This window comes from Citrobacter sp. Awk 4 (genome assembly GCF_028069725.1).
Taxonomy (GTDB): domain Bacteria; phylum Pseudomonadota; class Gammaproteobacteria; order Enterobacterales; family Enterobacteriaceae; genus Citrobacter_D.
In genome coordinates, this window is sequence record NZ_JANEWG010000006.1 from 109,743 (window position 1) to 133,564 (window position 23,822).

The following is a 23,822-nucleotide window of genomic DNA, read 5'->3' on the forward strand; positions in this document are numbered from 1 at the left end:
ATCCGGCCTGGGATAATCAGGCGGTTCCACCCACCGTCAGGTTATCCACCTTCAGCGTCGGCTGACCCACGCCAACTGGCAGGCTTTGTCCTTCCTTACCGCAGACACCAACACCGTTATCCAGCTTCAGGTCATTACCGACCATTGAAATTTGCTGCATGGCTTCAATACCTGAACCAATCAGCGTGGCACCTTTGACCGGCTTAGTCACCTTACCGTTTTCGATCAGATAGGCTTCTGAGGTCGAGAACACAAACTTGCCAGAGGTAATGTCCACCTGACCGCCGCCAAAGTTAGGCGCGTAGATGCCGAATTCAACCGATTCGATAATTTCCTGCGGCGTGGATTTTCCTGGCAACATGTAGGTGTTGGTCATACGCGGCATCGGCAGGTGTGCATAAGACTCACGACGGCCATTCCCTGTCGGCGCAACGCCCATCAGACGCGCATTCAGTTTATCCTGCATGTACCCTTTCAGAATGCCGTTTTCAATCAATACGTTGTACTGTCCCGGCGTCCCTTCGTCATCAATGGCGACAGAGCCACGGCGGTCAATCATCGTGCCGTCGTCAACCACGGTACAGAGTTCAGATGCCACCAGTTCACCCATATGGCCGCTGAAAACTGACGTGCCACGACGATTGAAATCGCCTTCCAGCCCGTGCCCTACCGCTTCGTGCAACAACACGCCCGGCCAGCCTGCGCCTAATACTACCGGCAGCGTCCCCGCAGGCGCGGCAACCGCTGAGAGATTCACCAGCGCCATACGTACCGCTTCTTTTGCCCAGGCATCCGCGCGCACTTCGCCGTCCAGCGAACCTAAGAAAAACTCATAGCCAAAACGACCGCCGCCGCCGCTGGCGCCGCGCTCGCGTTTACCATCCTCTTCAACCTGTACGCTGACAGACAGGCGCACCAGCGGGCGAACATCGGCCGCCAGAGTACCGTCGGTCGCCGCTACCAGAATAAGCTCATACACGCCGGTCAGGCTGGCTGTCACTTCCTGCACACGTTTGTCGGCTTCACGCGCCACTTTGTCCACCCGGCGCAGAATGTCCAGCTTCTCTTCACGGCTCATGCTCTGCAGCGGATCAGCGGAGGTATAAAGCGCCTGATGCTCCACGGCACCCAGCGTTTTCACTTTACCGTCGCCACTGTCCCGCACAATGGTGCGTGCCGCGTGAGCACTTTGTTCAAGCGCCAGCAGGCTTATCTGATCCGCGTAGGCAAATCCGGTTTTTTCACCGCTGATCGCGCGTACGCCAACGCCCTGATCGATGTTGTAAGAACCATCTTTAATGATGCGGTCTTCTAAAACCCAGGATTCGTGATAGCTCGACTGAAAATAGAGATCGCCGTAATCAAGACGGCGTTCGGCCAGTTGGCCCAGAATAGCGAACAGATCCTGATGTTTCAGGCCATTCGCCGCTAGCAATTGTTCACTTACCAGGTTCAGACTCATCGTTTTGCTACTCGTTAGTTACTGCGGTAGAAGATCTATTTACTGAGATTGGGGCAATTACTCGCCCCCGTCAAATCATTGCGGACTTTCTTTACGCGCCTGACGCAGGACTTCGTTAATCTGCGGTTTGTCTACCGGACCCGTGATGCGATAGCGCAGAATCGACACTTTGCTCCACAGCGGCCCCAGCACTTTACTGGCGGCAAACACTGCCGCACCGACAATCGGGTTAACCGCAAACGCCGCCGCCACACCCACCGTCGCGGAGATCTCCGGCGCCACTACCGCCTCCAGATTGAGCTCCCGACGCACCAGGTTCACCGACCCCTTCATAGCGATATCGGCCTCCAGGCCATCCACCAGCGTGTCATCCGTATTCATGACGCCGTCTTTAATCCATGCCGTACTGCGAATGGAATCGAAATAAAAACCTTCGTTAAAGGTATCACTGAAATCAAAACGCAACTTACGCAGCAGGGCATCAAAACTCAGCAAACGCAGTAATTGACCGGCATGACCGGTACTCAGCTCCGTGATCTCACCTTTGCCAAGATGCACTTTTAAAATACCGTTAAGCGAGGCTTCTTCGGGTTGCCACGGCGGGTTACGCCAGTGCAGATCGTAATCCACATTAAACGACGCATTACGAATCGGGGTTGAGAAACCAAAGAATCCCGCAGCGGCGTCAATCTTGTTACCGCGCAATTTACCTTTGAGTGATGTGCGTTCACGGCCAGGGACATTCACCCACTCGCCGTCTACCGTCAGGCGGGCGAAACCGGTATCCAGTAACCCATTAGACAGCGTCAGCGTGTCACCTTTGATGCCGACATCCCCGTCGATACGCCCGTATTTTTGTCCCCACATCCAGCACTCTTCACAACGCAGTTGTGCGTCCGGCCAGCCACGGAAACTCACGCGGTCATTCGACGAGAACGGTGACGGAGACGGCGCGCTTCCGCTACTCTTCGCTACGTTCGGGTTGTAATAGAGGTACTTAATATTTGCCAGCCATGGCGCGTTATTACGCATCGCCAGCGTGGCGTTGATCTCTCTCCCCTGTGCAGCAACCTGAGCGCCATTCGACGACGGTTCTGAGACAATACTCAGGTTATTCCACTGCTGCCCGCCAAGCGACAGAGAAGGCGTACGCAGCGTAATACGCTGAGGGAAATTTGCATTGGCGCCGACATTATCCGCCGCACCTTTCTGGAACAGCGCCAACCATTCTGCGCCATCCATTGCCGGCAGATTGAGTTCGACACCTTCCTTCTCCGGCAGTTGCGGCGTTGTGTGGCTGTCGGTTGTCCAGATAGCGCGGTCCAGCGTCAATTTGTGATTCAGCAGCCAGCGGGTATTAAAATGGTTATTATTGCCAGCGCTGCCTGTCAGGTCGAAACTCTGCAAGTCACCCGTTGCTTTAATATTCACAGGCAAGGGTTCACCAGACTGTTTATTTAACGGCGCAGGTAAGTGACTACTTACATTTCGCAGATCGCCCGTCATATCGATGTTGTACGTCGCACCTGCGTGATACGGGAGATCGATCCCTACTTTACCGTTCCACGCCATGCTCCCGTTTAGCGCGTCACCGACTTGCACTGGCAGTACACCCATGCGGGCAGGCTGCCAGTTACCCTTAAGATTGACCGCAACCTGATAGGCTTTTGCGCCTTCGTTGGTAGAGAAATCCACATTCAACGGCTGATTAAACCAGTGCGCCGTCAGCGGTTCGCTCTTGAGATTGCCATTCACAAAACTAAATTTGCCGGTCAGATTTTTCAGCGTGCTGTCGAGCGGTTGAATGAACAAGCTATTGTTATTCAACGAAACATCGCCTTTTGCCGTCACCTGCTCGCCATCCAGCGGGATATCGAGATGTAAGCGAGCATTCACATCACCGTCTATCTGGAGTTGTTCCAGCGTCGCACCGAGAGAATCCTTCAGCGGCGTCTCGTCGAAATAGGGACCTACCGCCTTACCCGGTCCCTTGATATCCGCATCAATCAACAGTTTTTCTTTGCTATAGTCAGGGATATTCGCCGTCAAATTACTGGCCCTGACACCTCCTAAATTGACACCATCGGTCTTCATCCACAGACCATCGTTCAGGAAGTTGAGCTCAATATTGAGATCGGTCAGCGCGGGCCAGTCAGGCTGAAACGCAAATTTCGCATTACGCAGCGGCACCAGCACCTGGAACTGACCTTCATTATGTTTATACGGGAACAAGCGCGGATTACCGCCATAGACCAGCGTGGCATTATCTGCCTGGCCCCCCTGAATCGCGCCACTCAAGTAATCGACCAGCGCGGTACCCATCAAGTTTTCCGGGAAATAGCGCCAGGCCTGAGAACCGTCGTCCGTACTGATGCCCGCCAGAATGCCTAGCCAGGGTTCATCGCCCGCAGGTTGCAGATAACGGAAACCACCGTGCGCATGGACCGCTTTTGCCTTAACGTCGATATTGCGCCCGTCTAACTGAAAACCTTTATCGTTCTTCAGCCAGTTCAATGTTGCTACGCCGCGTTCAATTTCCAATGGTGCACGAAAGACGGTTTCATACGGCATTTTGGCCTGTTGCATCGAGGCCGTCAGCGCACCATTTTCAACGCTACCCGACAACGTGCCGGAGAAATTCTCCGCACCGGGTAACAGTTTCCATTGCTTCCAGGCCAGATCATTCCATGAGGCCTGGAAGCGGGTTTTTTCAGTCGCCTGCAGGGGAATATCCAGCGCCAGGATGTCAATTTTTCCGCTCGGCTGTGTGGCTTGCCAGATGTCGCCCAACGCAGGGGAGAGTTTGGTGACGACAGGGCGCAGCCCATCCATATCGGACAGTTCAAGGTTACTGGCGCGAATACGTAATTCATCACTACGTTTATTGTTCTGCCCGCCCACTTCCTGTTCCGGAACCCAGGCTAATGTCAGCGCCCCGCGCGGCCAGGGCTTGTTATCCAGCGTTATGCTGGTATTCGGAATATAAAATTGCCACCCGGGCTGTTCGCGGCTGATATGCGCGGTCAGATTGTCGACGGAAAAAGAGTGGGCCTTATTGTCACCCTTCCAGGTCGCACCGCCCTGTTTGAGCCAGATATCACCACCGGAGACTTCGCCTTTATTAAGCGTCATCCAACCTTCAAGGCTAAAACGTGCCGTCTGTAACGCCACATTGTCCTGCATCCATTTGCCCAGCCACGGGGTCACGTCAATGTCATCAGCCTGTAACCAGACCCGACCATTATTCAGCAATCCTTCATCGTCTCGCAGATCCATACGAACCTGCATTACGCCATGCTGACCGGTGAGGCTGGAGAGGCTAACCTGCCCTTCAGCACGGTGTCTGCCTTTGCCGTTTAGCCAGGTAAGTTGTGGGATCGCCAGTTCAGCGCGCTGGCCTGAAAGGGTAAGAAAACTGATTTGGCTGTTGCGCAGATCGAAGTGATCAAACTGGCGCAGGAAGAGATCGCTAATGCGGTTGGTTTCAAACCCGTCACCGCTATCGCTGCGTTGGATCGGCGTATTGGTGCGGATATCCAACTGCCAGAAGGTCAGGTCACGAAACTGCCAGCGCATGTTTAGCAGACTTTGCCAGACATCCAGAGCCAGCGTGACGCGCTTTATGGAGAGCTCACCGCCATCTTTCAGTCTGGCGTGAATATCCCTCGCTTCAAGCGTAGGGCCGAAATTTTGCCAGTTGGCGCTCAGTTGGCTGGCAGCAACAGGGATCCCCGTTGCCGACTCAATTCGGGAAAGAATTGTCGGTCGCCAGCTGTCCAGATGGGGCAACGCAAGGCGCAGTCCACTGACCAGCAGCGCTGCGATGACAACGAGCGCGGCTCCAGTGAGCAATAAAATCCCCGGCAATCGCCTCACGCGTCTCTCCTTGTCTACCCAAAAACAAGCCGCCAGTTATCTGCGGCTTATTGCCTGTTTACATCATGACCACGTCAAATTGCTCCTGGTTATAGAGCGGTTCAATTTGCACTTTGACCTGCTTGCCGACGAAGATTTCCACTTCAGCCAACGCATGCGACTCCTCGCCTTTTAGCGTCTCCGCAACGGAAGGAGAAGCATAGACCAGGAATCGGTCAGAGTCGTAGGCATGATGAACGCGGACAATTTCACGCATAATCTCATAGCAGACGGTTTCAACCGTTTTCACCGTACCGCGCCCGTGGCAAGTCGGACACTCATTGCATAGCACATGTTCCACGCTTTCGCGTGTACGCTTGCGCGTCATCTCCACCAGCCCCAGTTGCGAAAAGCCGTTGATGCTGGTCTTCACGCGATCTTTGCTGAGCGCCTGCTCCAGTGAATGCAGCACGCGGCGTCGGTGATCTTCATTATTCATGTCGATAAAATCGATAATGATAATCCCGCCCAAATTGCGCAATCTCAGTTGCCGGGCAATGGCCTGCGTCGCTTCAATGTTGGTATTGAAGATCGTGTCATCGAGGTTTCGATGACCGACAAACGCTCCCGTATTAATATCAACGGTGGTCATGGCTTCAGTCTGATCGATAATCAGATAACCGCCAGATTTCAGCTCAACTTTGCGCTCCAGCGCCCGCTGGATTTCGTTTTCGACATCAAAGAGATCAAAAATGGGCTGACGTCCGCTGTAGTGTTCCAGCTTACTGGTCATTTCTGGAATATATTCTGCGGTGAAATCCAGCAGCGCCTCGTAAGTCAGGCGGGAATCCACACGGATCCGGTCGAGTTGCGCGTCGGCAAAATCGCGTAAAACACGCTGTGCCAGCGCCAGTTCGCCATACATCTGATAGCGAGTTTGCGGGCGCTTTTTACGCTCCATGACTTTGGTCCAGACGCGTTTGAGATAAGCGGCATCTGAGGCCAGATCCTCTTCGCATACCCCTTCCGCCGCCGTACGAATGATAAATCCGCCCTGCTCGTCGCAATAATCAGCGACCACATTTTTCAGGCGTTCACGTTCGGCTTCGCTTTCAATACGTTGAGAAACACCAACGTGTGATGCGCCAGGCATAAAGACGAGATAACGGGAAGGCAGCGTAATATCCGTGGTCAGTCGTGCGCCTTTGGTACCGAGCGGATCTTTAACCACCTGTACCATCAGATCCTGTCCCTGACGCACTAACTCTGAGATGTCACGCACGGTGAAGTTTTTTTGTTCCTCACCGGCCACACACTCGGTGTGCGGCATAATGTCTGAAGCGTGAAGAAATGCGGCTTTATCCAGTCCAATATCTACAAAAGCCGCCTGCATACCCGGAAGTACGCGACTCACACGACCTTTGTAGATATTGCCTACTATTCCGCGTCGCGCCTCACGTTCAATATGAATTTCCTGAAGAATACCGCCATCAATGTACGCCACTCGGGTTTCCGATGGCGTTACGTTTACCAACAATTCAGCCGTCATGTGTATCCCTTTTCTCACGCAGTGAGTTAAAATTACTCAGCAACTCATACGTTTCAACCAGCGGTAAGCCGACCACGGCGTGATAGCTGCCATTTATCTTCCTGACAAAACAGCCACCCAGCCCCTGAATACCGTATGCACCTGCTTTATCCATCGGTTCACCGCTAGCCACATAGTCTGCGATGTCCTCGTCGGTCAGTGCTCTGAAGGTCACTTCCGTCACCACCAGGCAATCCAGTACGTACTGGCTATCAGCCAGCGCAACGGCAGTCATCACCTGGTGCGTTTGTCCGGACATTTTGCGCAACATCTGCGCCGCATGCGCAGCATCTCGCGGTTTTTCCAGCACTTCACCACCCAGGATAACGATGGTATCTGCGCCCAGCACCGGTAAATCACGCGGCGTTTGCGCTACGCCCGCTTGCGCCTTTTCTCGCGCCAGACGAGAAACATACTGTTGAGCGCTTTCTCCCTCACCGCGTTTTTCTTCAACACCGGTAAGGATACGTTCAAAAGAGACGCCAAGCTGCGTTAACAGCTCCTGACGACGCGGAGAACCGGAAGCTAAATACAGAGACGTCATAAAAACCTTTATTGCACCGCGAACTGCTGACGCACTTTACGCATCAGCAAGAATAACCATGGCCAGAGCACACCATTTACTACACTACTCCAGAATACTTCAGGTCTGAAAGAGACGTTGATCACTAAAAACTCGGACCAGAAAACAATAATATCGACGACCAGAGAAAGTAGCATAACCACCAGCGCCTGCTGCCAGAGCGCCAGGTTTCTGAATAGCTGAAATTTCAGTGCGACCAAATAGGCGATGATGCTCATTGACAAGGCCCGCACGCCAAGCGTTGAGCCGCTGATCAAATCCAGTATGGCACCCATCACAAATCCCGTGCCGACATTTACGCGGTGCGGTAGCGCGAGGGTCCAGTACAACAAGATGAGCAACACCCAGTTTGGCCGGAAGACGATAATGTCGTCCGGCCAGGGCATGACTTGCAGCAAAAGTGCTATCAGGAACGAGAGCCAGATAACCCAGCGTCCCTGGCTACGATAACTTGCCACTATTGCCCCCCCGGCGCGCGTGGCGGTGGCGTCGTTGCCTCCGCTGGCGGTTGGGTTATCCCTGTCGCAGGAGCTGGAACGGGCGCAGGCGGCCCCATCGCGTCTGGCGCAGGAAGAACTTGCGGCATCATCTGCATCAGGCGTTCATTTGCTACACGGTGTACTTCTTCCGGTGTCATGGGGTTCGCACCGTTACGATCAGCGCCCCACAGCAACAACAGGTAACGCAGGCGCTGTAACCCCGCCGTCGGACGGGCCTGAATCACGGTGTAAGCACGCTGAGTATCCAGCTTAACGGAAGAGACCACGGCAACCGGATACCCTTCCGGGAACCGACCACCCAGACCGGATGTCACCAGCACATCGCCAACGCGAATATCGGTATTGGCTGGTAAATGCTCAAGCTGCAAATCATCAGTGCAACCATTGCCCGCAGCGATAACGCGAATATCGTTACGCAGTACCTGAATCGGCAGTGCGTGCGTCGCGTCGCAAATCAGCAGCACACGGCTGGTCAGTTTTGCTACCGCAACAACCTGACCGACTACGCCTTTGTCACTGATGACCGGCTGGCCTTCATAAACGCCGTTAACGCTGCCTTTGTCGATCACTACCTGATCGCTGTAAGGGTCATTCACCGTTGAGATGACCTGGGTCACCATCTTTTGCTCATCCTGACGCAGCGGCGAACCCAGCAGCTCACGCAAACGCGCGTTCTCCTGTTTATATTGCCCCAGCATCAGTATTTCGCTGTTTTTCAGCAGCAGTTCCTGGCGCAACGCCCGGTTTTCAAGTTCGAGCTGGTCACGCGACGCCAGCGTTTGCGACACGCCGTCGAGCAATTCACGGGGACCATTTGAAATAAAGTAGAAAGGACTGACGGCGGTATCCATGTACGTTCGAATTTGACTGAACGCACCGAGGCGGCTGTCGGCAATAATCACGCCGAGCGCAACCAGCACCGCCAGAATGAGGCGAATCTGTAGCGACGGGCCACGGCTAAAAATGGGCTTCATAGGCTATGCGTATTCTCGTGTCAGAGCGGAAGGGCAGCCTGCGGGCTACCCTGCCTGCACTCGACTACTCTTCGCTAAACAGGTCGCCGCCGTGCATGTCGATCATTTCCAGCGCCTTGCCGCCGCCGCGCGCCACACAGGTCAGCGGATCTTCAGCAACAACGACTGGGATACCGGTCTCTTCCATTAACAGACGGTCAAGATTACGCAGCAACGCGCCACCGCCGGTCAGAACCATTCCACGCTCGGAGATGTCGGACGCCAGTTCAGGCGGACACTGTTCCAGTGCAACCATCACCGCGCTCACGATACCGGTCAGCGGTTCCTGCAGCGCTTCCAGAATCTCGTTTGAGTTCAGGGTAAAGCCACGTGGAACACCTTCAGCCAGGTTACGCCCGCGAACTTCGATTTCGCGCACTTCGTCGCCCGGATAGGCAGAGCCGATTTCGTGTTTAATACGTTCTGCGGTGGCTTCACCGATCAGAGAGCCGTAATTGCGACGCACATAGTTGATGATCGCTTCGTCGAAGCGGTCGCCACCAATACGTACGGAAGAAGAGTAAACCACACCGTTCAGGGAGATAACCGCAACTTCAGTGGTACCGCCACCGATATCGACAACCATGGAACCGGTTGCTTCGGAAACTGGCAGACCGGCACCAATTGCCGCTGCCATCGGTTCTTCAATCAGGAACACTTCACGAGCGCCTGCGCCCTGAGCTGATTCACGAATCGCACGACGTTCAACCTGAGTCGCGCCAACCGGAACACACACCAGTACGCGAGGACTTGGACGCATAAAGCTGTTGCTGTGCACTTGCTTGATGAAGTGCTGGAGCATTTTTTCAGTCACGAAGAAGTCAGCGATTACGCCGTCTTTCATTGGGCGAATCGCAGCGATATTGCCCGGCGTACGCCCCAGCATCTGCTTCGCATCATGACCTACTGCCGCCACGCTTTTTGGTGAGCCGGCACGATCCTGACGAATGGCCACAACGGAAGGCTCATTCAATACGATGCCTTGTCCTTTTACATAAATAAGGGTATTCGCGGTACCCAGGTCAATGGACAGGTCATTGGAAAACATGCCACGAAATTTTTTCAACATACTAAGGGATAATCCTGAAAGCTGGGGCGGAAAACAAAATCCGCTTACTTTACCAACCACACGCAGCAGCGACAAGGCGCAAAAATCATCTGCTACGGTGAAAATTAGTGCAGTTCGTTTCCTTTGTTACAAATCTCTGCCTGAGTCCCTCAGGGCTGAGTACAGCAGCCATCCTCGCCCGCATTTGCAACCTGTCAAAGGTCATTCACCTGCATATTTGCTGCAACAATCTGGCGAGCAGACAAGCACACCCCCATGAGGCACAGCGCGCGTTATTCTACGTGAAAACAAATTAAACGGCAGGTTAAACCGAGTATCTTTGCGAATATTTTTTCACGTTTGTGTCAAGTGGCTGTGATGAGGCAAAAAAATCGCCCTGTCCACCCGCCACTCCGCGTTCAGTCAGTGTGTGCCACTCGCTACGCGATCGAACGCCTGTGGCGTAAACCTGCGTATGGGTGCCTGTACAGGCTTCCACCAGACTTTGAACCAACAGTTGGTTCTCTGTTCGCTTCTCAATGTTTCTCACCAGACCGGGATGCAGCTTGAGTAATTCGACATTGAGTTCTTTAATCCAACTGGTACTTACCAGCGTCAAACCAGCCTGCGTAACCGCCACCCTAACGCCAAGTGCGTTCACCAGACGAATCACCGGCTGTAATCGGCTGATGTGTTGACACACATCCGCCTCTGCAAGTTCAATAATTATGCGTTTGCGATACGATTTTTCGCACTGCATCAAGGTATCACGCAACCAGCGCTGGAAACGGGGACGAATTAACGACTCCACCGTTACCTGCATGGCCAGGGATTCTTGCGGCCAGTAACCTAATAATGGGATCAGGCGGCTGATCTGCAGGCGGTCATACTCTTCCGACAAGCCAAACTGCAGCACCATCGGCATGTATTCCGCAGCAATCACCTCTTCCTCACCATCAAAAATGCGACACATCAGCTCCCGATGGTGTACACGACCTTCACGCGTCACCGCCGGTTTTTGATAAATTCGTGGCCCACCGCGAGTCAACATCTGCTCAATAAGCGTACGCCAGCGCACGTTGCCACGGCCTTTTTCCGGCAGGGAATCGTCATAAACCGCCCAACTGTTCCCCCCCTGCAATACGGCATTGCGAGTGGCGGCTTCAGCATGTTCCATCACTTGTTCCGTTGACTGCCCGCTGCGCCAGGCGCAAATACCAATATGCACCATGTCATCACGATCGAGCATTTTATTCACCGGTAACGCATCGACCGCTTTGAGCAATTGCCCGGCAATACTTTCCGATTCTTTCAGTGTGCGGTGTGGTAATAAAACAGCGAAGTCGCTGCGGTGATAGCGCGCCAGTAGCGAACCGGGATAGCGCATGATGAATGTCGAGAGCAGATTAATAAGCATGAACAACTGCTCTTCGGCAAGGTTTCGCCCCCAACTGTCGCGCAGAAGATTAAAGTCAGGTAGCCGGATCATCATCACCACACCATGCGCGCCGACCTTCTCCTGGTCTTCCAGCAACGTAGCCAGTTGATTATCAAAAAACAGGCGGTTACCCAGCCCTGTTTTTATATCCTGCGCTGCGTAAGAGCGGATCAACGTGTCCAGCCGACTGCGTTGTTCGCGGGCATTCTGAATTTCAGAGAGCAGCATGTCGAGCGCGCTACTGGTTCGCGCTGGCCACTCATACACTGAGCCACGTACGTTTGGCCCCCGCTCACCGTTTAAAATGCGCGTCGAACGCACCTCCAGAAGCTCCTGGCCGAAAAGCTGACGCTGCAGCCAACGCACCGCCAGAAACAGCATGAGAATAATGAATCCAATTGCCAGCGTCAGCGGTGCTGTGGTCATCAGCGAATGGAAATAATTCCCCATCGGATCCTGGTACACCAGATGTAATGACATTCCAGGATGTTTCACCAATGGCACCGTCAGCTCACGGTAAACATTATTGGAGCCTGCCGGACGATAGCTGCCATGACGTGAATAGCTGTAAACCTGCTTTGTTCCCTGCAGAAAATCAGCGCGCACAATATCTGCCGACATCATCAGTTCGTTAACCCGAGGCGTCAACGTGACGAAATCGCTGGAGACGAGGTGAGTATCGATTGCCGTGGCGACCGCCTGAACACGGCTGGAGTACTTGTTCTGAATGGCGTTGTAAAAACTCAGCGAACAGCCAATAAGTGTCACAAAGATCGTTAGCCCAGTAAGCAACGTAACAAAGGCTGAAAATTTCGTCGTTAATCGCATCCTTGTGTTAACTCCGATAGTTATAAAGCAGCAAAAGAGTGATAAAGCGACGCAAAAACGCAAAACTAAACACGAGATTCGCTCTGTTGCGCAAAGTCTGCGGGCATACTACCAAATCAGGTATATCTGGCAATTTATTGCGCTGAATCGACATCACGTTTTAATTAGCGAGTATAGTCTTCGTAGATAATTTTCCAATCCACGATGCCCAATGAATTTCGGGTCGCCGCTTGAAAAACGACGGGCACATGCAAATTGAGGACAGGTTATGCAGGCTTTGATCTTAGAACAGCAGGACGGTAAAACCCTCGCATCCGTGCAGACCCTCGAAGAAAGCCGACTACCGGAAGGTGATGTGACGGTGGACATACACTGGTCAAGCCTGAACTACAAAGACGCACTCGCCATCACGGGCACAGGTAAAATTATCCGTAACTTTCCGATGATTCCTGGTATTGATTTCGCCGGTACGGTTTGCGCAAGCGAAGATCCCCGTTTTCATGCAGGGCAAGAGGTGTTACTGACCGGTTGGGGAGTGGGTGAAAACCACTGGGGCGGTCTGGCAGAACGCGCACGGGTGAAAGGCGACTGGCTGGTCGCCCTTCCGCAAGGGTTGGATAGCCGTAAAGCGATGGTCATCGGCACCGCCGGATTTACGGCAATGCTGTGCGTAATGGCGCTGGAAGATGCGGGCATCCGCCCTGAAGACGGCGAGATTGTGGTCACTGGCGCCAGCGGTGGTGTGGGCAGTACCGCCGTCGCGCTGCTGCGTAAGCTGGGGTATCAGGTTGCGGCGGTATCGGGCCGTGAAAGTACCCATGACTACCTGCGTAGCCTGGGTGCCAACCGCATTCTCGGCCGCGATGAATTTGCCGAATCCCGCCCACTGGAGAAACAGCTCTGGGCTGGCGCAATTGATACTGTCGGCGACAAAGTGTTGGCAAAAGTGCTGGCGCAAATGAACTACGGCGGCTGTGTCGCCGCTTGCGGACTGGCGGGTGGGTTTACTCTGCCCACCACCGTGATGCCCTTTATTCTGCGCAATGTACGTTTGCAGGGTGTCGATTCGGTCATGACCCCCGCTGCTCGCCGTGCGCAAGCATGGAAACGTCTGGCTAATGATCTGCCGGAATCCTTCTATACGCAGGCAGCAACGGAAATTGCCCTGGCTGACGCACCAACGTTTGCCAATGCCATCATTAATAACCAGGTACAAGGCCGCACGCTGGTTAAAATCGCCTAATCTTCAAATTTTCGTGACATATTCGCGTTAATCCCTCCCCTCCGCCATGATTAGAAAAAACATGACGGAGGGTGCCATGAACGGCAAAAAATTCACTGAAGCTGATGTGACTGCGGAATCGGTATTTATGATGCGGCGCCGTCAGGTCCTTAAGGCGTTAGGGATCAGCGCTGCTGCCCTGTCACTGCCCACCACTGCCCATGCCGATCTCCTGGACTGGTTTAAGGGAAACGATCGCCCACCAGCGCCTGCCGGTAAGCCGCTGAAGTTTAGTAAGCCTTCCGCCTGGCAAAACGATCTTCCGTTAACGCCAGCAGATAAAGTCTCCGGCTATAACAACTTCTACGAGTTTGGCCTGGATAAAGCAGACCCGGCAGCCAATGCAGGCAGCCTGAAAACCGATCCCTGGACTCTGAAGATCAGCGGTGAGGTGGCAAAACCCTTAACGCTGGATCATGATGCGCTCACCACACGTTTTCCGCTTGAAGAGCGAATTTACCGTATGCGTTGTGTTGAAGCATGGTCCATGGTCGTCCCCTGGGTTGGTTTTCCTCTGCATAAATTGCTGGCACTGGTTGAACCCACCAGCAACGCCAAATATGTTGCCTTCGAAACGCTCTACGCCCCTGACCAAATGCCGGGGCAAAAAGATCGTTTTATCGGCGGAGGGTTGAAATATCCCTATGTTGAGGGACTGCGTCTGGATGAAGCGATGCACCCGCTCACGCTGCTCACCGTGGGGGTATATGGCAAAGCGCTCCCCCCGCAAAACGGCGCCCCTATCCGTTTAACGGTACCGTGGAAGTATGGTTTTAAAGGGATAAAGTCGATTGTGAGTATCAAATTGACCCGTGAACGCCCCCCTACTACCTGGAATCTGGCCGCGCCTAACGAGTACGGTTTTTATGCAAATGTGAACCCACAGGTCGATCATCCTCGCTGGTCGCAAGCGACAGAACGTTTTATCGGGTCAGGCGGTATTCTGGATGTGCAACGCCAGCCTACACTTTTGTTCAACGGTTATGCCGATGACGTTGCCGCTCTCTATCGCGGTTTGAATTTGCGGGAGAATTTCTAAGTGCGATTATCGGTAAAACAGGTAACCTGGCTGAAAGTGCTTTTACATCTCGCCGGTTTGTTACCCTTTTTGTGGCTCATCTGGGCAGTGAACAACGGAGGGTTAAGCGCTGATCCCGTCAAAGATATTCAACACTTTACCGGTAGGACTGCACTGAAATTCCTCCTGGCGACCTTGCTCGTCTCCCCCCTGTCGCGCTACGCTAAACAGCCATTATTGATACGCATCCGTCGCTTATTAGGGCTATGGTGTTTCGCCTGGGCGACACTGCATTTGACCAGCTATGCGCTGCTGGAGTTAGGTATTCATAATCTTGCTCTGCTCGGTCGCGAGTTGATTACGCGACCCTATCTGGTGCTGGGCATTATCAGTTGGGCTATATTGTTAGCCCTCACATTAACGTCCACGCAGGCTGCACAACGAAAACTGGGTAAACGCTGGCAACTTTTGCACAACTTCGTCTATCTTGTGGCGATCCTTGCCCCCATTCATTACCTGTGGTCGGTAAAAATTATCTCCCCGCAACCGATCATTTATGCGCTGCTTGCGTTCGCGCTTTTGACATGGCGTTACAAGAAGTTCCGCCAGTGGTGGCGGTAGTTGCCCGATATGTGCAGCTTGTTGCAAAACACAGACTCTCTGGTGGTGTTTACAGGTTAGCGGTTGATTATCTTCCCTGATAAGACCAGTATTTAGCTGCCAATTGCTACGAAATCGTTATAATGTGCGACTTTGGTTTCCCTGACAGTGTTTTTAAGCCGCTGAAAAGGTGACATTCGCGCATTGAAGGTATATTTTGTTTTTTGCCGGAGGATTGCAGAAGATCGCAGCACAATGTCCGACAAGTCTCATATAACAACGTGAGGCCAAATGTACCGGCGTCCCGACCTGACTGGAGATTCACTTATGGCTGCCAGCAGCGGGACATACGCTTTACAGACGGCAGTAAAACGCCTGTCACAATCACACTAAACAAAGAGTACGGAACCCACTCATGGATATTCGTAAGATTAAAAAACTGATCGAGCTGGTTGAAGAATCAGGCATCTCCGAACTGGAAATTTCTGAAGGCGAAGAGTCTGTACGCATCAGCCGTGCGGCGCCAAATGCAGGTTTCCCAGTGATGCAACAAGCTTACGCTGCACCAATGATGCAGCAGCCAGCTCTGTCTAACGCTGTCGCCTCAGCGACAACTCCAGCGATGGAAGCGCCTGCTGCAGCGGAAATCAGTGGTCACATCGTACGCTCCCCGATGGTTGGTACCTTCTACCGCACGCCGAGCCCGGATGCAAAAGCGTTCATCGAAATCGGTCAGAAAGTTAACGCGGGCGATACCCTGTGCATCGTTGAAGCCATGAAAATGATGAACCAGATCGAAGCCGATAAATCCGGCGTGGTGAAAGCGATTCTGGTCGAAAGTGGTCAACCGGTAGAATTTGACGAGCCGCTGGTCGTCATCGAATAACGAGGCGAACATGCTGGATAAAATTGTTATCGCCAACCGCGGCGAGATCGCACTGCGTATTCTTCGTGCCTGTAAAGAACTGGGCATCAAGACTGTCGCTGTGCACTCAAGCGCGGATCGCGATTTAAAACACGTATTGCTGGCGGATGAGACGGTCTGTATTGGCCCGGCTCCGTCCGTAAAAAGCTATTTGAACATCCCGGCTATCATCAGCGCCGCTGAAATCACCGGCGCGGTGGCAATTCATCCGGGTTACGGCTTCCTTTCTGAGAACGCCAACTTTGCTGAGCAAGTTGAACGCTCTGGCTTTATCTTCATCGGCCCGAAAGCCGACACCATCCGCCTGATGGGCGACAAAGTGTCTGCAATCACCGCAATGAAAAAAGCCGGTGTACCAACCGTACCAGGCTCTGACGGCCCTCTGACTGACGACATGGATGCTAACCGTGCACATGCTAAACGCATTGGCTACCCGGTTATCATCAAGGCGTCTGGCGGTGGCGGCGGTCGCGGTATGCGCGTTGTGCGTAGCGATGCTGAACTGGCGCAGTCCATCTCCATGACCAAAGCTGAAGCGAAAGCCGCCTTCAGCAATGACATGGTTTACATGGAAAAATACCTGGAAAACCCACGTCACATCGAAATTCAGGTGCTGGCTGACGGTCAGGGTAATGCTATCTATCTGGCAGAACGTGACTGCTCAATGCAGCGTCGTCACCAGAAAGTGGTCGAAGAAGCTCCAGCACCGGGCATTACGCCGGAACTGCGTCGCTACATCGGCGAGCGTTGCTCTAAAGCGTGTGTCGATATCGGCTATCGCGGAGCGGGTACTTTCGAGTTCCTGTTCGAAAACGGCGAGTTCTACTTCATTGAAATGAACACCCGTATTCAGGTTGAACATCCGGTTACCGAAATGATCACCGGTGTTGACCTGATCAAAGAGCAGTTGCGTATTGCTGCCGGTCAGCCTCTGTCCATCAAACAAGACGAAGTTATGGTTAAAGGCCATGCGGTAGAATGCCGTATCAACGCCGAAGACCCAAATACCTTCCTGCCAAGCCCGGGTAAAATCACGCGTTTCCACGCACCGGGCGGCTTTGGTGTGCGTTGGGAATCTCATATCTACGCCGGTTACACCGTACCGCCGTACTATGACTCAATGATCGGTAAACTTATCTGCTACGGCGAAAACCGTGATGTGGCGATTGCCCGCATGAAGAATGCCCTGCAGGAGCTGATCATCGATGGTATCAAAACCAACGTTGAACTGCAGATGCGTATCATGACCGACGAGCACTTCCAGAATGGTGGAACCAACATCCACTATCTGGAGAAGAAACTCGGTATGAACGACAAGTAAGCATACGCTTACTGAGAAAGGCCGGATTATCCGGCCTTTTTTATTTCTGGGGATCGTAAAGCCCCATCATGTACAATCCCCGCTTTCTTCATCCACAAGGGACAAAAAATGGACAAACGTTTTGTTCAGGCCCATAAAGAAGCGCGCTGGGCGCTGTGGCTGACCCTTTTATATTTGGCAGCTTGGTTAGTGGCTGCTTACTTACCTGATTCGGCGTTGGGCATTACCGGCCTGCCGCACTGGTTTGAAATGGCTTGTCTGTTAACGCCGCTGGTCTTTATTTTACTCTGTTGGGCAATGGTGAAATTTATCTATCGCGATATTCCTCTGGAGGATGACGATGCAGCTTGAAGTCATTTTGCCGCTTGTTGCCTATCTTCTGGTGGTCTTTGGCGTCTCGGTCTACGCCATGAGAAAAAGAGCCACAGGCACCTTCCTGAACGAGTATTTTCTCGGTAGTCGCTCGATGGGGGGGATTGTGCTGGCAATGACGCTGACCGCCACCTACGTCAGCGCAAGCTCATTTATTGGTGGCCCCGGCGCCGCCTACAAGTACGGGCTGGGTTGGGTACTGTTGGCAATGATCCAGTTACCTGCAGTCTGGCTCTCGTTGGGTATTCTCGGTAAAAAATTTGCCATTCTGGCACGCCGTTACAACGCCGTGACGCTTAACGATATGCTGTTTGCCCGTTACCAAAGCCGTCTTCTGGTGTGGCTGGCAAGTCTCAGCTTACTGGTGGCTTTTGTGGGCGCAATGACCGTGCAATTTATTGGCGGCGCGCGCCTGCTGGAGACTGCGGCGGGAATCCCCTACGATACTGGCTTGCTGATTTTTGGTATCAGCATCGCGCTGTACACTGCATTTGGCGGCTTTCGCGCCAGCGTGCTCAACGACACGATGCAAGGCATGGTGATGCTGATTGGCACCATCGTCCTGCTGGTAGGCGTGGTGCATGCCGCAGGCGGTTTAAGTCATGCTGTAGAAACCTTGCAAACGATCGATCCGAAACTGGTTTCACCACAAGGTGCGGACGATATTCTGTCGCCAGCCTTTATGACCTCGTTTTGGGTACTGGTCTGTTTCGGCGTTATCGGCCTGCCGCATACGGCTGTGCGCTGCATTTCCTATAAAGACAGTAAAGCGGTGCACCGGGGAATCATTATCGGCACAATTGTGGTGGCGATCCTGATGTTCGGTATGCACCTGGCGGGGGCGTTAGGCCGTGCGGTCATCCCTGACCTGTCAGTGCCCGATCTGGTGATCCCGACACTGATGGTCAAAGTTCTACCTCCCTTTGCCGCTGGGATCTTTTTGGCGGCCCCGATGGCGGCGATCATGTCGACGATCAACGCCCAGTTGCTGCAAAGTTCCGCTACGATCATTAAAGATCTCTATCTGAACATTCGCCCGGAACAGATGGCCAATGAAACACGGCTCAAGCGGATGTCGGCGGTAATAACCCTGGTCCTGGGCGCGCTGCTACTCCTTGCCGCATGGAAACCACCTGAGATGATCATCTGGTTGAATCTGCTGGCATTCGGCGGGCTGGAGGCGGTGTTCTTGTGGCCTCTGGTACTAGGCCTGTATTGGGAGCGCGCGAATGCGGCAGGCGCATTGAGCGCCATGATCGTTGGTGGTGTGCTGTATGCCGTACTGGCCACCTTTAATGTTCATTACATGGGCTTTCACCCTATTGTGCCCTCGTTGCTGCTAAGTTTGTTGGCTTTCCTGGTCGGAAACCGTTTTGGTTCAACCGCCCCACAAGCCACCGTTTTGACTACTGATAAATAAAGAGTTTTGCTATGCCTTGGATCCAACTGAAACTGAATACTACTGGTGCGAATGCTGAAGAGTTAAGCGATGCTCTGATGGAAACGGGTGCCGTTTCTATCACTTTTCAGGATACGCACGATACACCAGTGTTTGAACCGTTGCCGGGTGAGACTCGCCTGTGGGGCGATACAGATGTAATTGGTCTTTTCGACGCCGAAACTGACATGAAAGAGGTGGTGGCCATCCTTGAGAACCATCCTCTGCTGGGCGCAGGCTTCGTACATAAAATCGAACAGCTTGAAGACAAAGACTGGGAGCGCGAATGGATGGATAAATTCCACCCAATGCGTTTTGGCGAACGTCTGTGGATTTGCCCAAGCTGGCGTGATGTGCCGGATGAAAACGCCGTAAACGTCATGCTGGATCCAGGTCTGGCATTTGGTACCGGTACACACCCTACCACCTCATTGTGCCTGCAATGGCTGGATGGACTCGACCTGGAGGGTAAGACGGTTATCGACTTTGGCTGTGGCTCCGGCATTCTGGCCATTGCGGCCCTGAAACTGGGGGCGGCAAAAGCGATCGGGGTAGATATCGACCCGCAGGCCATTCAGGCCAGCCGTGACAATGCTCAACGTAATGGAGTATCCGAGCGACTGGAACTCTATTTGCCGAAAGACCAGCCAGAAGCCATGAAAGCCGATGTCGTCGTGGCAAACATCCTGGCGGGCCCATTACGCGAACTGGCGCCGTTAATCAGCGTGCTGCCCACTGAGGGCGGTTTACTGGGACTTTCTGGCATCCTTGCCAGCCAGGCGGATAGCGTCTGTGAAGCATACGCCGATCTCTTTACCCTCGACCCGGTAGTAGAGAAAGAGGAATGGTGCCGTATTACCGGTCGTAAAAAGTAATACATTTGACGTGGTTATTCGACCACGTCCCTTGCCCTGAGAGGTGACGGGGACTGTCCTGTAATGAGGTCGAGATCACAGAGTGAGAAGATAATTTGCTGATTAATTCAGCAAATTATCTTGTTTGCGCACTTATCAATGAAGAAAAAATGAGAAGTTACGCAAAATTGTAGACGTATAAAATTCCAGCATAATTTTATAACCCAATGATTTATATAATCTATTAATAATCGCTGTTCGCTTTAACTCCGATTCTTTGATCCACCTCAGAGGATTGGTCAAAGTTTGGCCTTTCATCTCGGGCAAAAAATGCGTAATATACGCCGCCTTGCAGTCACAGTATGGTCATTTCTTAACTCATGCGCATCGGACAATACCAGCTTAGAAATCGCCTGATCGCAGCACCCATGGCTGGCATTACTGACAGACCTTTTCGGACGCTGTGTTATGAGATGGGAGCAGGTTTAACAGTATCTGAGATGATGTCTTCTAACCCGCAAGTGTGGGAAAGCGACAAATCTCGTTTACGGATGGTGCACGTTGACGAGCCAGGAATTCGCACGGTGCAAATTGCCGGTAGCGATCCTGTTGAAATGGCCGATGCCGCACGTATTAACGTGGAAAGCGGCGCCCAGATTATTGATATCAATATGGGGTGTCCGGCTAAAAAAGTGAATCGCAAGCTTGCAGGTTCAGCCCTACTACAGTACCCGGATCTCGTGAAGTCGATACTAAATGAGGTCGTCAGTGCTGTGGACGTTCCTGTCACACTCAAGATTCGCACCGGTTGGGCTCCGGAACACCGTAACTGCGTAGAGATTGCCCAACTGGCTGAAGACTGTGGCATTCAGGCTCTGACCATTCATGGACGCACCCGCGCCTGTTTGTTCAATGGAGACGCTGAGTACGACAGCATTCGGACAGTTAAGCAGAAAGTTTCCATTCCGATTATCGCGAATGGCGACATAACTGACCCGCATAAAGCCAGAGCTGTACTCGACTATACGGGGGCGGACGCCCTTATGATAGGCCGTGCAGCTCAGGGAAGACCCTGGATCTTCCGGGAAATCCAGCATTATCTGGACACTGGGGAGTTGCTACCCCCCCTGCCTCTGGCAGAGGTTAAGCGCTTGCTTTGCGCGCATGTTCGGGAACTGCATGACTTTTATGGTCAGGCAAAAGGGTACCGAATTGCACGTAAACACGTCTCCTGGTATCTCCAGGAGCACGCTCCAAATGACCAGTTTCGGCGCACATTCAACGCCATTGAGGATGCCAGCGAACAGCTGGTGGCGTTGGAGGCATACTTCGAAAATTTTGCGTAAACAGAAATAAAGAGCTGACAGAACTATGTTCGAACAACGCGTAAATTCTGACGTACTGACCGTTTCTACCGTTAACTCTCAGGATCAGGTAACCCAAAAACCCCTGCGTGACTCGGTTAAACAGGCACTGAAGAACTATTTTGCTCAACTGAATGGTCAGGATGTGAATGACCTCTATGAGCTGGTACTGGCTGAAGTAGAACAGCCCCTGTTGGACATGGTGATGCAATACACCCGTGGTAACCAGACCCGCGCTGCCCTGATGATGGGCATCAACCGTGGTACGCTGCGTAAAAAATTGAAAAAGTACGGCATGAACTAATTTCGATTAGCTAATTGCTTGTGTAAAAAGGCGCTACTCGGCATGGGGAAGCGCCTTTTTTATTCGCATCACACAGGAGCTTGACCATGAATGCTGGATTTGCCCCCAACTACTATGGCGATGAATCTAAAAAAATTATCCATGGTGATGCGCTGACTGAACTGAAAAAACTGCCCTCCGGTAGTGTTGACCTTATCTTTGCCGATCCTCCATACAACATCGGAAAAGACTTCGACGGCATGATCGAATCATGGAACGAAGAGGTTTTTCTTACCTGGCTGTTTGAATGTATCGATGAGTGCCACCGGATACTGAAGAAACAGGGCACGATGTATATCATGAACAGTACCGAAAACATGCCGCATATCGATCTCAAATGCAGAAAACTGTTTGATATTAAAAGCCGTATCGTATGGTCATACGACAGCTCAGGGGTGCAGGCTAAAAATTACTTTGGTTCGATGTATGAACCGATCCTGATGATGGTCAAAGACCCCAAAGGTTATACCTTCAACCGGGAAGACATTTTGGTTGAAGCCAAAACCGGTGCCAAAAGAGCGCTGATCGATTACAGGAAAAACCCGCCGCAACCCTACAATCAGCAAAAGGTCCCCGGAAATGTCTGGGACTTCCCACGGGTGCGTTTCTTGATGGATGAATACGAAAACCATCCAACGCAAAAACCCACGGCACTGTTACAGCGGATTGTACTGGCCTCCTCGAATCCGGGTGATACCGTGTTAGATCCGTTTGCAGGGAGTTTCACCACCGGAGCCGTCGCGGTAGATGCCGGGCGAAAATTTATCGGTATCGAAGTCAATAATGAATACGTCAAAATGGGTCTGCGAAGACTGCGCATCAGTTCGCATTATTCGGAAAAAGACCTTGAAAAAGTGAAAAAGCGGAAGACGAAAAACCTGTCGAAAAAGAGCCGTAATACAGAAAAGACGGGTGTGGATTCAACGAATTAAAAGCATTGTAAGTCTGCTTTTCCACTATCAAAATTCATGTATATTTCCCGCACATTCAGGCATGAACGCAGGGGTTAGGCAATGATTCGCAAATATTGGTGGTTGGTTGTTTTTGCGGTTTCTGTTTTTCTGTTTGATGCACTGCTCATGCAATGGATCGAGCTAATGACCACAGAATATGATAAGTGCCGCAATATGAACTCCGTCAATCCCCTCAAACTGGTCAATTGTGCCGACCTCCAGTAAGGTCAGAGCAATTGACTCACTCGTGTTCGATGAAAACCGTTCTCAAAAGGCAATTATGCCTCCTCTACGAAGTTGTCGCCCTGCATCAATTGCATTACGCATCCCTCTGGGCTTAGCATTCTCAGGACATTATCGACTAACACAGGCGCCTGGTTGTAGAGATCATAACTTGCCGGATTTATTAACCAGTTTTTTACTATTCCACTAAAACTACCATGCAAAATAATTAATATAACGTCTAAGTCAAGGCTGATTGAAATCAAACTTTTCGCCATGCATTGTTGCAATAGTTCATGCATTGTTTGATGGCTGAAGCCAATTTTATCCCGAATTTCCTGTTCTGATATCATGCCGTTATGGAATTCACATTTATGATATAAGATTTGCAATAATGCCTGCTGCCTTGGGTTTTCTGCAATATATTGTAAACCAGCAACTAATTTCTCACGCAGATCCTGTAAAGGGTTCCTCCCAGGGGAGGATGTTAATCTATCCTGAATAAGATCGCGCAGTGCGGGTTGTTGTAACCACAACTCATTAAAAAGCTGATTTTTATTCTCAAAATGCCAATAGATCGCCCCACGTGTGACGTTCGCCGCATCCGCGATATCGTTTAAGGTGGTGTTGCCTACACCGCGTAAGGCAAACTGCGCAATTGCCGTTTCAATCAAGTGCTGTCGGGTCTTGAGGGCATCAGCTTTCGTTTTTTTAACCATGATTCAGCGTGTCTGGGACAGAGTAAGAGACGATAAAGAGATGATTAATACAACCTCATAATATCTTTAATAGTGAAGTAATGTATCACTTACTTT

Annotated in this window: 21 protein-coding genes; 12 read left to right on the top strand and 9 right to left on the bottom strand. The window is 52.2% G+C overall.

Annotation, left to right across the window (positions count from 1 at the left end; all coding sequences use genetic code 11):
- Positions 1-16: 16 nt before the first annotated feature.
- The 8 genes from tldD to csrD all read right to left on the bottom strand — a co-directional run bounded on the left by tldD (position 17) and on the right by csrD (position 12,315).
- Complete coding sequence (gene tldD, locus NNO04_RS04040; protein WP_271443586.1) at positions 17-1,462, bottom strand: metalloprotease TldD; 1,446 nt, start codon at positions 1,460-1,462, stop codon at positions 17-19.
- Between the two features lie 75 nt (positions 1,463-1,537).
- The gene (gene yhdP, locus NNO04_RS04045) at positions 1,538-5,338 is read right to left on the bottom strand and encodes an AsmA2 domain-containing protein YhdP (RefSeq protein WP_271443587.1); all 3,801 of its coding nucleotides are present in this window, start codon (positions 5,336-5,338) and stop codon (positions 1,538-1,540) included.
- Positions 5,339-5,396: 58 nt separating this feature from the next.
- Positions 5,397-6,866 carry a ribonuclease G gene (gene rng / locus NNO04_RS04050; RefSeq protein WP_271443588.1) on the bottom strand — a complete coding sequence of 490 codons (1,470 nt, stop codon included), beginning with the start codon at positions 6,864-6,866 and terminating at the stop codon, positions 5,397-5,399.
- Entirely contained in the window at positions 6,856-7,449 is a 594-nt protein-coding gene (locus NNO04_RS04055) for a Maf family protein (protein ID WP_271443589.1), read from the bottom strand. Before NNO04_RS04055 ends, rng begins: the two co-directional genes overlap by 11 nt.
- Before the next feature lie 8 nt (positions 7,450-7,457).
- Positions 7,458-7,946 carry a rod shape-determining protein MreD gene (gene mreD, locus NNO04_RS04060; protein ID WP_162379308.1) on the bottom strand — a complete coding sequence of 163 codons (489 nt, stop codon included), beginning with the start codon at positions 7,944-7,946 and terminating at the stop codon, positions 7,458-7,460.
- Positions 7,946-8,962 (bottom strand): rod shape-determining protein MreC, encoded by a 1,017-nt coding sequence (gene mreC / locus NNO04_RS04065; protein ID WP_162379307.1) that lies wholly within the window; start codon positions 8,960-8,962, stop codon positions 7,946-7,948. Before mreC ends, mreD begins: the two co-directional genes overlap by 1 nt.
- A gap of 64 nt (positions 8,963-9,026) precedes the next feature.
- Positions 9,027-10,070, bottom strand: a complete 1,044-nt coding sequence (mreB, locus tag NNO04_RS04070) for a rod shape-determining protein MreB (protein ID WP_000913396.1) — start codon at positions 10,068-10,070, stop codon at positions 9,027-9,029.
- A 304-nt stretch (positions 10,071-10,374) separates the two neighbouring features.
- Positions 10,375-12,315, bottom strand: a complete 1,941-nt coding sequence (gene csrD, locus NNO04_RS04075) for an RNase E specificity factor CsrD (protein WP_271443590.1) — start codon at positions 12,313-12,315, stop codon at positions 10,375-10,377.
- 268 nt (positions 12,316-12,583) lie between these two features.
- On the opposite strand from csrD, the gene acuI reads away from it, so the two are divergent.
- The 12 genes from acuI (at position 12,584) to NNO04_RS04135 (ending at position 23,010) form a co-directional block, all read left to right on the top strand.
- Positions 12,584-13,558: an acrylyl-CoA reductase (NADPH) gene (gene acuI, locus NNO04_RS04080; protein ID WP_271443591.1), complete on the top strand. Its 975-nt coding sequence runs from the start codon at positions 12,584-12,586 to the stop codon at positions 13,556-13,558.
- A gap of 76 nt (positions 13,559-13,634) precedes the next feature.
- Positions 13,635-14,636, top strand: coding sequence for a protein-methionine-sulfoxide reductase catalytic subunit MsrP (gene msrP, locus NNO04_RS04085; RefSeq protein WP_271443592.1), 1,002 nt, complete (start codon positions 13,635-13,637; stop codon positions 14,634-14,636).
- Positions 14,637-15,236, top strand: a complete 600-nt coding sequence (gene msrQ, locus NNO04_RS04090; protein ID WP_271443593.1) for a protein-methionine-sulfoxide reductase heme-binding subunit MsrQ — start codon at positions 14,637-14,639, stop codon at positions 15,234-15,236. It begins immediately after the preceding gene.
- A gap of 394 nt (positions 15,237-15,630) precedes the next feature.
- On the top strand, positions 15,631-16,101 hold the full coding sequence (accB, locus tag NNO04_RS04095; protein WP_271443594.1) for an acetyl-CoA carboxylase biotin carboxyl carrier protein: 471 nt from the start codon (positions 15,631-15,633) through the stop codon (positions 16,099-16,101).
- Between the two features lie 10 nt (positions 16,102-16,111).
- A complete protein-coding gene (gene accC, locus NNO04_RS04100) occupies positions 16,112-17,461 on the top strand; it encodes an acetyl-CoA carboxylase biotin carboxylase subunit (RefSeq protein WP_271443595.1) in 1,350 nt (449 codons plus the stop codon).
- Positions 17,462-17,569: 108 nt separating this feature from the next.
- Positions 17,570-17,812, top strand: coding sequence for a YhdT family protein (locus NNO04_RS04105; protein WP_192613676.1), 243 nt, complete (start codon positions 17,570-17,572; stop codon positions 17,810-17,812).
- The gene (gene panF, locus NNO04_RS04110) at positions 17,802-19,253 is read left to right on the top strand and encodes a sodium/pantothenate symporter (protein WP_271443596.1); all 1,452 of its coding nucleotides are present in this window, start codon (positions 17,802-17,804) and stop codon (positions 19,251-19,253) included. The genes NNO04_RS04105 and panF overlap by 11 nt, the downstream gene beginning before the upstream one ends.
- A gap of 11 nt (positions 19,254-19,264) precedes the next feature.
- The gene (gene prmA, locus NNO04_RS04115; RefSeq protein ID WP_271443597.1) at positions 19,265-20,146 is read left to right on the top strand and encodes a 50S ribosomal protein L11 methyltransferase; all 882 of its coding nucleotides are present in this window, start codon (positions 19,265-19,267) and stop codon (positions 20,144-20,146) included.
- Positions 20,147-20,505: 359 nt separating this feature from the next.
- A complete protein-coding gene (gene dusB / locus NNO04_RS04120) occupies positions 20,506-21,471 on the top strand; it encodes a tRNA dihydrouridine synthase DusB (protein WP_192613679.1) in 966 nt (321 codons plus the stop codon).
- Between the two features lie 25 nt (positions 21,472-21,496).
- A complete protein-coding gene (gene fis / locus NNO04_RS04125; RefSeq protein WP_000462905.1) occupies positions 21,497-21,793 on the top strand; it encodes a DNA-binding transcriptional regulator Fis in 297 nt (98 codons plus the stop codon).
- An 86-nt stretch (positions 21,794-21,879) separates the two neighbouring features.
- Positions 21,880-22,764, top strand: coding sequence for an adenine-specific DNA-methyltransferase (gene yhdJ, locus NNO04_RS04130; RefSeq protein WP_271443598.1), 885 nt, complete (start codon positions 21,880-21,882; stop codon positions 22,762-22,764).
- A gap of 81 nt (positions 22,765-22,845) precedes the next feature.
- On the top strand, positions 22,846-23,010 hold the full coding sequence (locus tag NNO04_RS04135; protein ID WP_271443599.1) for a DUF2556 family protein: 165 nt from the start codon (positions 22,846-22,848) through the stop codon (positions 23,008-23,010).
- Positions 23,011-23,063: 53 nt separating this feature from the next.
- Here the strand turns inward: NNO04_RS04135 and envR are convergent, their stop codons facing one another.
- Complete coding sequence (envR, locus tag NNO04_RS04140; RefSeq protein ID WP_271443600.1) at positions 23,064-23,726, bottom strand: acrEF/envCD operon transcriptional regulator; 663 nt, start codon at positions 23,724-23,726, stop codon at positions 23,064-23,066.
- Positions 23,727-23,822 lie beyond the last annotated feature (96 nt).